General features: G+C 38.9%; 8 protein-coding genes. 5 read left to right on the forward strand and 3 right to left on the reverse strand.

What is annotated here, in order from left to right:
• Window positions 1-3: 3 nt before the first annotated feature.
• The gene (locus CA2015_RS18560) at window positions 4-1,200 is read right to left on the reverse strand and encodes a DUF6807 domain-containing protein (protein ID WP_048644620.1); all 1,197 of its coding nucleotides are present in this window, start codon (window positions 1,198-1,200) and stop codon (window positions 4-6) included.
• Between the two features lie 271 nt (window positions 1,201-1,471).
• Between CA2015_RS18560 and CA2015_RS18565 the strand changes: the two genes are divergently transcribed.
• A complete protein-coding gene (locus tag CA2015_RS18565) occupies window positions 1,472-4,285 on the forward strand; it encodes a M16 family metallopeptidase (protein ID WP_048643249.1) in 2,814 nt (937 codons plus the stop codon).
• Between the two features lie 232 nt (window positions 4,286-4,517).
• On the forward strand, window positions 4,518-5,675 hold the full coding sequence (locus CA2015_RS18570) for a sialidase family protein (protein ID WP_048643250.1): 1,158 nt from the start codon (window positions 4,518-4,520) through the stop codon (window positions 5,673-5,675).
• Between the two features lie 153 nt (window positions 5,676-5,828).
• Here the strand turns inward: CA2015_RS18570 and CA2015_RS18575 are convergent, their stop codons facing one another.
• On the reverse strand, window positions 5,829-6,914 hold the full coding sequence (locus CA2015_RS18575; protein WP_240477840.1) for a lactonase family protein: 1,086 nt from the start codon (window positions 6,912-6,914) through the stop codon (window positions 5,829-5,831).
• A gap of 155 nt (window positions 6,915-7,069) precedes the next feature.
• Window positions 7,070-8,902: an alkaline phosphatase gene (locus CA2015_RS18580; protein ID WP_084011890.1), complete on the reverse strand. Its 1,833-nt coding sequence runs from the start codon at window positions 8,900-8,902 to the stop codon at window positions 7,070-7,072.
• Between the two features lie 264 nt (window positions 8,903-9,166).
• Between CA2015_RS18580 and CA2015_RS18585 the strand changes: the two genes are divergently transcribed.
• The 3 genes from CA2015_RS18585 to CA2015_RS18595 all read left to right on the forward strand — a co-directional run bounded on the left by CA2015_RS18585 (window position 9,167) and on the right by CA2015_RS18595 (window position 11,677).
• On the forward strand, window positions 9,167-9,445 hold the full coding sequence (locus tag CA2015_RS18585) for a YtxH domain-containing protein (protein WP_048643252.1): 279 nt from the start codon (window positions 9,167-9,169) through the stop codon (window positions 9,443-9,445).
• A 67-nt stretch (window positions 9,446-9,512) separates the two neighbouring features.
• Entirely contained in the window at window positions 9,513-10,235 is a 723-nt protein-coding gene (locus tag CA2015_RS18590; protein ID WP_048643253.1) for an SDR family oxidoreductase, read from the forward strand.
• Window positions 10,236-10,636: 401 nt separating this feature from the next.
• A complete protein-coding gene (locus CA2015_RS18595; protein ID WP_048643254.1) occupies window positions 10,637-11,677 on the forward strand; it encodes a Gfo/Idh/MocA family protein in 1,041 nt (346 codons plus the stop codon).
• Window positions 11,678-11,683: the final 6 nt, after the last annotated feature.

The following is an 11,683-nucleotide window of genomic DNA, read 5'->3' on the forward strand; positions in this document are numbered from 1 at the left end:
TTACTACTTCACCAACTTAGCCTTAACAGGAGATTTTAAACTCTTATCGATATTTTCAATGACCTCCTGATTGGCTTTTCCATTGGGTATATAATACCTGAATTTGCTCTTATAACTGGCACCTGGAGCAATATAGAACTCCCCACCCACCATAGGGGCATATACCCAATAAGGCATAGATGGGTGAACCCTGATAGCTTGTGGATACCTGAAATTGTCAGGAAATCCAAATACTGTGACACCAGCAGTTTTATTGTCAACTTGGCCAGAAGCAGTTACCCAAGATGCATGAGTATGATTGGCACTTTCATTCGTATGGCCCTCAGAGGTGAGAATTTTCCAAGTATTGGTAAAGTTGATGCTGTCTACATTGTTCCATTCTTTACTTCCTCTGAAACCCATTCCTCCATAATGGTATTCCAATATGAATAGCGTGTCGGTGCTGGTATTGGTTTGTTCCGAAAATAAATCAAATAGAAAATAGTCCTCTGTTGGATAAACCATAATTGTCCATTTTTCTCCAAGAACTTCCCCATCCTTAAGACTTAGATGACGCAATTGACTTTCTATAACTGCTGCACTCGCTCCTGCCTCAGCGGTATTCAAACTTACATGTTCCACCGTACCAGTTTCGGAATGTTGATTCCAGAAGTCTACTTTTTCACCTTTGAACTTTGTATTTACCCAAGCGTTGAAAATTGCGTGATGGTGGGTATGTCCTGCTGGAAATGCATCGGTTAGGATTTGCCCAGTCGGACTGTAAAGGGGATGAATCATGCCACTTCTCTTGTAATAGTCTGGCAAACCATTGGGAGGATTGGCTACTGCTGTCTGGTAAAAAAGTACTTGCTTGTCATCTGATAAAACCTCTACACCTTCGGATGTTTGATTAACTTTTACACTACCTTTTTCTGTAGCTGACGATTCTTTCAATTCAAATACAGCATTTGTCTCAGCGAACATATGGTCAATAAAAACCAACAAGTCACCACTAGGTAGTACCTGAGCAGGATAACTTTTTTCATTCTCCTTATTTTCCAGTTGATAGTTGCCTTCAATATCCACATCTATAGGGATTACTAAAGGGTAATTTTGTCGCTCAATGCCATCCGCATTTAATTCAATATTTAAAATTGGGGAGGTAGAGCAGGAGGATAGCCAAATAAGGGTTAGTGGTAAGAGGAGTAATCGAAAAGTCATATTTTCAGTTAAATACATGGAGATAGTTAGAAAAATAAATATCGTCAGGAATGGACATTTATCCAACTATTAATTGATGAGGTAAGTAATGATTTTTTATAAGGCGACAGGTTTTTATGGATATTCAGGTGATTTTTGCTTTATTTATAAGAATTTAAAAGCCGGATTATACAATGTAATATCCTGATCGTTTTTAGGATGTTATCCCATTAGATAATAGATTGTCTATTGCATATTTCGCGTTATACTTTACAGAATATAATTAGTACAGATGAAAATTTTAAAGCGCTTTTTAGTATTGTCATTATTGTTCCTTATCCATTCGGTAGGTTATTCTCAGGATAAGCTTGAAGAATTGGTACCTCTGGATGATAAGGTACACACAGGGCAATTGGAAAATGGGCTGAAATACTATATTCAATACAACCCAAAACCTGAAAATAAGCTAGAACTTCGCCTGGCCCTAAAAGCAGGGGCCATGCAGGAAAATGAGAATCAGTTAGGGCTGGCGCATTTTGTAGAACACATGGCTTTCAATGGATCTGAGCATTTTGAAAAAAATGAACTAATTAGCTACCTCCAGTCAATAGGGGTTGCCTTTGGGAGTGACCTTAATGCCTATACAAGTTTTGATGAGACAGTGTACATGTTGCCAATTCCTACAGATGAGGAAGAAAAGCTGAACAATGGTTTTCAAGTGATGCGTGATTGGGCAGGAGGACTTCTGCTGAATGCTGAGGATATTGATGCGGAACGGGGGATTGTAGTGGAGGAATGGAGAACCGGACAAGGTGTAAGCCAACGCTTGAGAGATGCTTACTTGCCTGTACTGCTTCATGAAAGTCGCTATGCAGAACGCATGCCCATAGGTAAAATGGATATTATTAGGAATGCAGCAGATTCGCTGGTCAGACAGTTTTACCAGGATTGGTACCGGCCAGACTTAATGGCGGTGGTGGCAGTAGGGGATGTGGCTCCTGATAAGGTAGAGAAAATGATCAAAGAATATTTTTCAGATTTGGAAAATCCTACCAATGCACCTGAGCGAGAATATTACAATGTCCCTGCCCACAAAGAAAACTTTGTAAAAATCATAACGGATGAGGAAGCACCTGGCATTCAGGTGCAACTTTATTACAAGCAGGAGGCCAGACCATCCAATAGTTACGAAGATTATAAAGGTAGAATCCTTAGAACTATGTTTGGTGGGATGATCACCCAAAGATTGGATGAGATCAGGCAAAAACCAGATGCTCCCTTTATTTTTGCTGGAGCCAGGTATGGTAACTTGGTGAAACCGCTTGATTTTTTCACCATATCAGGAGTAGTGGGTCCTGGGAAACTTACTGATGGCTTGGTGTCTTTCCTTACTGAAAACCAAAGGGTTGTGCAGCATGGTTTTACACAGGGAGAGCTAGAAAGAGTGAAGCGCTCATTGTTAAACAGTGCAGAAAAGTCCTATAAGGAAATGGATAAGGTAGAATCTAGAACCCTGGTGGGTAGGTATGTTTCCCATTTCCTGAACAGTAGTTTTGCTGATGGGCCGGAAAATAGACATCGTTTTTATCAGGAGATTATCCCAAAAATAACCCTTGAAGAAGTTAATGGTATAGCCAAAGAACTGATTAAGGAAGAAAACATTGTATTGATTGTAACTGCCCCAGAGAAGGACAAAGAAACACTTCCAAAAGAAGAAGCACTTTTGGCGGTTTTGGAAAATGCTAGTGCAATCCAAACAACTCCGTATAAAGAGGACTTGCTAAGAGAAGAGTTGATGCTTGCTAAACCAACTCCAGGGAAGGTAGTGGATGTTACTCGCAATGAGGCAGTGAATGTGACAACTGTGACATTAAGCAATGGGATGAAGGTGTATTTTAAGCCTACAGATTATAAAAACGATGAAATTATTTTCACTGCAAGTAGCGAAGGAGGAACTTCTCTATACTCTATGGAGGATCATTATAGTGGCAATTATGCAGGTACAGCTATTAATATCATGGGGATAGGTGATTTTTCACCCTCCCAATTAAAAAAAGTCTTGGCGGGAAAAAATGTTCAGGTTACGCCCAATATTAGCACTTATTCAGAGAGTATCTCAGGAGCTACAACGCCTGGTGATTTTGAAATGGCCCTACAACTTATCCACTTGTATTTTACTTCACCTAGGATGGACAAATCTCTTTGGGAGGTCTTTTTAGCGAATCAAAAAAACCAATTGGAGAGTGCCAGTGTCAATCCTGATTTTCAGTTCAATAAACGAGTCAATGAAATAATTAGCAATGGCAATCCACGTGGCAGAGGAATCTATACGGCTGATCAACTTGATTCCATAGACTTGAACCATAGCCTTAAAATTTACGAGGAAAGGTTTGCCAATGCTGCTGACTTTAACTTGCTATTTACAGGCAATATTGACTTGGAGAGTATGCTTCCTTTGGTAGCCCAATATTTAGGAAGTTTGCCTGGGGACCCTTCTGAAAAAGAAGACTTTATTGATTTGGGTTTGACCCCTCCTCAGGATAGAAAAGAAACCATTAAGGTGGGTGTTGACGATAAAAGTCAGGTGATTCTATATTTCAGCGGTGAAACAGCCTACGATTTGAAAAAATCACAGCAGCTTTCCTATCTTGGTGAAATTCTTACCATCAAATTAATTGAAACCCTAAGGGAAGAAATCGGCGGTGTATACGGTGTTGGGGCTAGAGGAAGTTTAAGCAGGGTTCCGGAAGAACGATTTAACTTTTCCATTTCATTTCCTTGTGGGCCTGAGTCAGTCGATAAATTAAAAGCTGCTGTTTGGGAACAAATACAAAAAATACAGGAAGAAGGGCCAGATGAAGCTGATTTGGAGAAAGTTCGGGAGACAAAGCGGCTTGCCCTTGAAGAAAACATGAAACGGAATGGCTTCTGGCATGGCCAGTTAAATGCTGCCATTAACGGCGGTCTTCCATTAGATACCGTATTAGGCGCAGAGGATCGGGTATTAGGCGTAACAGCCGACCAGGTAAAAGAGGCTGCCAATACCTATTTGCAAAAGCCATATCTTTTGGAAATCACCAGGTACCCCGCCAATTTCGAAGAGTAAAAAACAAGGTAATTATGCTTTAAACCCAAGCTGAAATACGCGGAAAAGTTACATTCATCAGCAATAAAACCTGTCAAAGACGGTGAAATCAAGTAAGCTGTATAAGGCCTTCTCAGAAAATCATTTTGATTTATCAAAATGTAATTTGTCACTAACAATTAACAATTAACAATTAACAATTAACCATTAACAATTAACCATTAATAATTAATAATTAACCATTATCCCCCCAATGATAAATTTTATAATCTATTTAATCTCTTTCTTTTTCACGGAAGCTACTTCCCCTAAAGACAATGTTCAAGTAAACCCTGTTTCAGAGCAAGTTTTATTTGTTGCAGGAGAAGGAGGTTACCATACTTACCGAATTCCCTCACTCATTGTAGCTGCAGATGGCTCTGTATTGGCATTTGTTGAGGGGAGAAAAACTGGAAGTTCGGACACTGGAGACATTGATGTTTTAATGAAAAAGTCAACAGATGGGGGACTTACCTGGTCCAAGCAGAAAGTAATATGGGACAAAGGAGAAACGGTGTGTGGAAACCCTAACCCTGTGTTGGATGAAACTACGGGAGAGATCCATTTATTACTCACTTGGAATAGAGGAGATGATCATGAAGGAGACATAATTACCAAGAAAAGCAAGAACACCCGTAGGGTATTTGTAATGAAATCCACTGATAATGGTGACAGTTGGACCGAACCATCAGACATTACCAAAACGACCAAGGATCCATCTTGGGGTTGGTATGCTACTGGGCCAGGTGTTGGGGTACAAATTAAGCATGGTCTCAATAAAGGTCGCTTGGTGATTCCGGCCAATCACAGTTATGACGATCCTAAGGGGAACGTAAGGGGAGGGCCTTATGAATACGGTTCCCATGTGATTTATAGTGATGATCTTGGAGCTACTTGGGCACTTGGTGGAACCATCAAGCCTAAGATGAACGAAAGTCAGCTGATTGAAATGGCAGATGGCAAAGGAACACTATTAATGAACATGCGGTCTTATTTTGGTAAAAATAGGAGAGCTTTGTCTGTTAGCAATGACGGTGGTGTTTCTTGGTCTGATCCAGTGGAGGCAACTTCTTTAATTGAGCCGGTTTGCCAAGCAGCCTTTATAAGGTATTCCTGGCCAGATGATAAGGCCGAAGATTTGGTTTTATTTTCCAATCCGGCAAGCACTAAAAGAGAAAACATGACCATCAAGCTAAGCAAGGATAGCGGTAAAACTTGGATTGCATCTAAGGTTTTAAACCAAGGCCCTTCCGCTTATTCGGCTTTAGCCGCTTTGCCCAATGGAGAAATTCTTTGCCTATATGAAAAAGGAGAAAAAAATCCTTATGAAAAGTTAGTGTTAGCACGTTTGTCTTTGGATAACCTGCAGTAAAATGGCATAAAGAACAAAACCACTTCCCGCTTATAGGCAGGGAGTGGTTTTATATTTTAACCTGTGGATTAAAAGAGGTTAATAAGTAACGTTTGGTTTGCAAACTTCCATTAATGCCTTTTTTTATGGCCTTGTGGAAATTAGTAAAACGCATTACTCAATAAACAATTGTTCGATAAATACTGGTCTTGGAATTTCGATATTTTTACCGGTCGCTTTAAGCATTCCAGTTGTGCTGTCTATATTAAAGATGGCTAGATTGTCTGTTTCCATATTGGCAACAAAAACAAAATCTCCTTTTTCATCTACTTTGAAATTCCTTGGATGTTTACCACCTGACGGAACATGTCCTTGTGTTTCTAGTAAGCCTGTGTTTTGGTCTACTTTGTAGACCACTAGATTGTCCTGTCCTCGGTTACTTGCATACAACCATTGGGCATCTTTAGAGAAATGGATGTCTGCTCCCGCATTGTAATCACTGTGAAGTTTGTCATTTAGCATGTTGATCCTACCAATGGGGCTTAGGTCGCCATTGGTCTCATCCAAGCTGTAAACACTTACTGTATTGCTCAATTCCTCTAAGGAATAAGCATAGGGAAGGCTAGGGTGGAATACAAAATGCCTGGGACCTGCACCTGGTGAGGTTTGAAAAATCACAGGATTCTCGTCAACAGTGCCATTGGTCTTATTAACCTTGTATTTTAATATCTGATCAATTCCTAAATCCGAAGCATATACCCATTGACCATCTTTTGATGGAATCATGGCATGCATATGGGCGGTTGTCTGGTTGGCATGAACACTTCTACCCGTATGTTGAATAAAAGAAGCCGCTTCACTTACCCCTCCATTTTCTAAGATTTTAAATGTTGATAAATTGCCTCCCTTATAATGAGACAGGAACACAACATTCCCTGTGGGGTCTACGCTAATATGGCAAGGGCTAGCACCTACAGAGGACACTTCATTGATTTTGGTAAGCTTGCCTGTATCTGGAGCAATGGAATAAGCGATTACCGTTCCTGCTTCATCCTTAGCATCTTTACCTTCCCTATAGGCAGCATATAAAAATTTCTTGTTAGGGTGCAAGGCCAAAAAGGTTGGGCTTTCTTTGTCATGGATCGTTTGGACAGTAGTGGTGGTCAGGTTTTCTCTGTCAAATTCCAATACATAAATGCCTTCACTATTGTTTTGGCTATAGGTACCGACGTAGATAATTTCTTTGGATGTCTGGGCCATAAGGGAGATTGGAGAACACATTAAAATAAATAACAATATGAAAGATATCTGCTTTACCTTTCTGGCAAAGAACAAGTTTCCAGTTTTATAAATCATAGCGGAATATAAGGCTAAATCATCAAAAGGTAATATTTAACGTAAGGGAAATCATAGTTTTACTTTAAATAGGGACTTAACACCTCATTGATTTTTTTAAATACATCTGAGTTTTCATAGATCCCACGAAAAAGATCAGATTGAGGTCCATAGGCAAAAATGGGTACCATGATGGCGGTATGGTCTTCAGTAGAGAATTCAAGCTCAACCTTATGGTCTTTTATATTTCCTTGAGGCAAAGTGATTCCACCTGTTTCATGATCGGCTGTGATAATTACCAATGTTCTCCCATTCTGGTCAGCAAATCGGAGCGCTTCAGCTATGGCCTGATCAAAATCTATTCCTTCCTCTATTACAGTCTGGCTGTCGTTGATATGTCCTCCTGAATCGATAAAAGCGCCTTCTACCATAAGGAAAAAAGGCTTGTTTTTGGTCGCTAAAAACTGAAGACTGGCCTTGGTAGCTTCACTCAGGTAACCTTCTCTACCATTCATAACTTTAGGCAATTCGTCTGCTGAAGCAAAAAATCCAGCTCTATCTGAATTGCTTTTTGCCAGTTCTTCTAGTGAACTGGTTAAATGAAAACCTTCTTTCCTGAGATTTAAGGTTTCATCCTTTTCAAACTTTGTGAAATCGTTTCTTCCAGCTCCTATAAATAGATTCAAAGGGCTTTTGGACAGGTCACTGGCAATTTCCTTGGTCATGTCCCTTTCTGTTCTGTGTGCGTAGAATGCTGCTGGGGTAGCTCCCGTCAAATTGTCTGTGGTGACTATGCCTGTGACAAAACCATGGCTACTTAATACCTCCGGTAAATTTTTTGCAGGACTTCCATCAGGAAGTGCTCCCACACTTCTGTTCTTTACTTTACTTCCAGAAGCCAAAGCCGTACCTGCTGCAGCCGAATCTGTAGTGAAATCATCTTTAGATTGGGTTTTGAGCAGTCCAATATTTTTGAGCTGCGTTAGGGTTAACTCATTGCCATTGCCAAACATGGCGGCGGATATTTGGGCCAGTCCATTTCCATCACCTATTAAAAGGATTACATTGTCTACAGGGCCTTTGATTCCATCCTTTTCAAAGGTTGGTTTGTAGATCTTGCTAAGGTTTGGAGTTTGATAATAGCGGTCATTTAAATTGCTTAAATAGGCATTGGCCGCGTAAGGGTGATCGGTATTGATGAAATCTACTCCTAATTCACTCAAAGCCTTCCAAGATGTTTTGCTATCTGGCGTAGCCCAAAAACGGAACGGTTTTCCTAAACCGTGAACAAGTTTAAGAACAGCCTTAATCTTTTCGATGTCTTCGTCTACGAGTCTACCTTTTCCATTCCACTGTGAAAAATTTTTGAAGCTTAAACTGAAAAGCTCAATTTTTTCCAATGGTAGGTTGGAAGTCTCTTTTATACTTTGATAGTCAAAAAATATAGGAAAAGGGTATTTAACATATTCTTCTACTTTTGGTCGGTTTCCGGAAATAACAATTTTAACAAAGGGATTTTCCTGATCTTCCCAAAGAGCACCATACGGTCTTATGGCCTCAACCACTTTTTCTAATGTGGAATAAGCCTCTGTTTTAATGTCAACAAGAAGAATAATTGGTTTTTGCATGCCAAGGCCAAGATTTTTGGATTTTAGCATAGGGTCTAAATATAGGGAGCTTAGCGTATGGCCTTCTTTTATACTCTCTTTCTCATGTGCCACATATAAATTGCCATTCTGAAGAATTACATCTGCTTCTATGGATGCCGCTTCGTTGGCATATGCTTCCCAAAAAGGAGCCTTTTGAAGGTAATCATTGTGGCTATGGAGTTTTACTTCCTGCCCAAAGCTTACAAGTGGAATTAATAATATTATCAAATAGCCGATGAAGGCCAAAATAGCAGCTTTTTTCATATTTGAATGCAATTAATAGGTATGAGGTATAATAGTATGCTAATTTAAAGTTAATGAATGGTAATTGGGATGGAAATTGGCTTTATTTTGCTTCAGGCAAAGTATTTGAGATAAAGAAATCGTGAAACCGGTTTTTTTTATTTAAAAGAATATTTTTTTTAAATAAATCGCCACTTTGGTATAAAACTTGTATTGTATTACCCAATAACATTCTTTCAAAAGATGTTAAGCTTTTAAAATTTAAACCAATATTAAAAAGACATTATGAAATCAGCGAAAATAATTTTAGGGACATTAGCAGGAGTTGCAATAGGGGTACAAATTGGATTGTTGATTGCACCTGAAAAAGGAAAAACAACTCGCAAAAAACTTTCTCAAAAAGGTGAGGGTTATTTGAAAGAAATTAACGGACAATTTGATCATATCGTAAAAGGAATGAACGAAAAATTGGATAAAATGAACAAAAATATTGCCTCTGTAGCTGAAGAAACAAGAGCAAAAGGAAAAAATTTAATCGCAGAAGCAAAAGAGAAAACCAAGTAAAATATTTTTTTGTTACAAAGGCCAATGAATATCATTGGCCTTTTTTTTTATAAAAATAAATCACGTTATGAATTTAGAAAATACAACGGCCTTTATCACGGGCGGAAACACTGGAATTGGATTTGGAATTGCTCAAGCTCTTGTAGCGGAAGGGGTGAATGTAGCTATTACAAGCAGGTCCCTTGATAGAGCGCAGGAAGCCGCAGATAAAATTCAAAAATTAGACAAATCCAAAGGGAAAATCATGGCTTTGGAGTTGGATGTAAAGGATTTTGAAGCGCAGAAAGCGGCAGTAGCTAAAGTTGTTAAGGAATGGGGTAAATTGGACTATTTTGTAGCCAATGCTGGTGTTGGTCATTTTGCGCCCATTCAGGACTTAAGTGTTGAGCAATGGCAGGACACCATTGATACCAATTTAACAGGTGTTTTCTATGGGATTAAAGCCTCTGTAGATGCTTTGAAGGAAACAAAAGGTTTCTTTTTGACGATTTCAAGTTTGGCAGGTACAAATTTCTTTGCAAATGGGTCTGCTTACAATGCTAGTAAATTTGGGGTTACCGGATTTACTCAGGCTGTGATGTTGGATTTAAGGCAGGAAGGAATTCGTGTGAGTACCATTATGCCTGGTTCTGTAGCTACGGGATTTAACGACCACAAGGTGGACGATAGTGATGCCTGGAAAATTCAAAAAGAAGACATTGGAGAAATAGTTGTAGGTTTGTTTAAGCTCGATGCCCGAACTTTACCTAGTAAAATTGAGGTAAGACCTTCTCAAACACCGAAGAAATAGTTCTTCAAATCTTTCGAAAGTTCACATCCTTTTAAGTGCTATGGGGAAGTAAAAACTTTGAAAGAAATTATCATATTTACTTGTGAAAAAAACCGGCTAACTTTCTTAAATGGCCGGTTTTTTATTGGAATTAACTTTTTTTCTGTTCCGTTCATGAAATAATGCTGAATATTTAATGATTAAATATTGTGTGTTAATGTGTTGTAAAACAGTGTTTTAATGTCTAAGTTTAAATGCTTGAATGGGGTGTGGTCAATTCAAATAGCCATTAATATGCATTTCATGTAAAATCGATCCTGACTTTTTTAAAATTTTTAGTAAATTGTTTGATTAGATTTTATAGTTCTAGTTTAAAATCGAAAAATAAGTCAATATTATATTTTAAGTATTACATACAATTTATGGACACATTGATTAAACGAAGAGATTTTATGGGAAAAGCTGCAATAGCCGGACTTGGTCTAGGGTTGGCAACGTCTACCCTTTCATTTGGCTCCCCATCCATCAAAAAAAACAAGCGGGTAGGGATTATTGGCTTGGATACTTCACATAGCATTGCGTTTGCTAAAGCTTTTAATGCTGCAGATGCAGCAGCGGACTTGGGTGGTTATAAGGTCGTAGCTGCTTATCCTCATGGTAGTAAGGATATTGCAACATCTGTTGACAGGATTCCTGGTTATATTGAGGATGTTAAAAAGCTTGGTGTTGAAATAGTGGACTCTATAGCTTCCCTTCTTGACAAAGTGGATGTAGTTTTATTGGAAACAAATGATGGTAGACTGCACTTAGAGCAAGCATTGGAAGTTTTCAAGTCAGGTAAAACAGTATTTATTGACAAGCCGATAGCTGCTTCTTTGCCCGATGCAATTGCTATATTTGCTGCTGCCAAAAAATACAGTGTACCGGTTTTTTCCAGTAGTTCTTTAAGATACATGGAAAATGTGATAGCCGTAAATAACGGTGAAATTGGTGAGGTATTTGGTGCTGATGCATTTAGTCCTGCAAAATATGAAGTTACCCACCCAGATCTATTTTGGTATGGTATCCATGGTGTGGAAACACTTTATGCTATAATGGGAGCTGGTTGTGAAACTGTTCAAAGAACCTACACTGAAGGCGCTGATGTAGTAGTCGGAACCTGGGAAGGTGGTAAAATAGGAACCTTTAGAGGAACTAGATCTGGTAAAGGTGGATATGGTGGAAAAGCTTTCGGTGAGAAAGGAATTTTAGATATGGGTGGCTACGGTGGCTATAGACCATTATTGGTAGAAATCGCCAAATTCTTTGACACAGGCGTTTCACCAGTTAGTGAAGAGGAAACCATTGAGATCTTCGCTTTTATGCAGGCTGCTGACGAAAGTAAGAAAATGAATGGACAAGCTGTTTCTCTTGAGGCTGTTTTAGCCAAAGGAAAAAGAGATGCCTTAAAAATTAAAATTTAAATAATT

It is taken from the genome of Cyclobacterium amurskyense, assembly GCF_001050135.1.
In the GTDB taxonomy this organism is placed as follows: domain Bacteria; phylum Bacteroidota; class Bacteroidia; order Cytophagales; family Cyclobacteriaceae; genus Cyclobacterium; species Cyclobacterium amurskyense.

Bases quoted from the DNA above. Each gene is read 5' to 3' on its own strand.
- CA2015_RS18560 (WP_048644620.1), bottom strand. From the start codon at position 1,200: ATGACTTTTCGATTACTCCTCTTACCACTAACCCTTATTTGGCTATCC.
- CA2015_RS18565 (WP_048643249.1), top strand. From the start codon at position 1,472: ATGAAAATTTTAAAGCGCTTTTTAGTATTGTCATTATTGTTCCTTATC.
- CA2015_RS18570 (WP_048643250.1), top strand. From the start codon at position 4,518: ATGATAAATTTTATAATCTATTTAATCTCTTTCTTTTTCACGGAAGCT.
- CA2015_RS18575 (WP_240477840.1), bottom strand. From the start codon at position 6,914: ATGGCCCAGACATCCAAAGAAATTATCTACGTCGGTACCTATAGCCAA.
- CA2015_RS18580 (WP_084011890.1), bottom strand. From the start codon at position 8,902: ATGAAAAAAGCTGCTATTTTGGCCTTCATCGGCTATTTGATAATATTA.
- CA2015_RS18585 (WP_048643252.1), top strand. From the start codon at position 9,167: ATGAAATCAGCGAAAATAATTTTAGGGACATTAGCAGGAGTTGCAATA.
- CA2015_RS18590 (WP_048643253.1), top strand. From the start codon at position 9,513: ATGAATTTAGAAAATACAACGGCCTTTATCACGGGCGGAAACACTGGA.
- CA2015_RS18595 (WP_048643254.1), top strand. From the start codon at position 10,637: ATGGACACATTGATTAAACGAAGAGATTTTATGGGAAAAGCTGCAATA.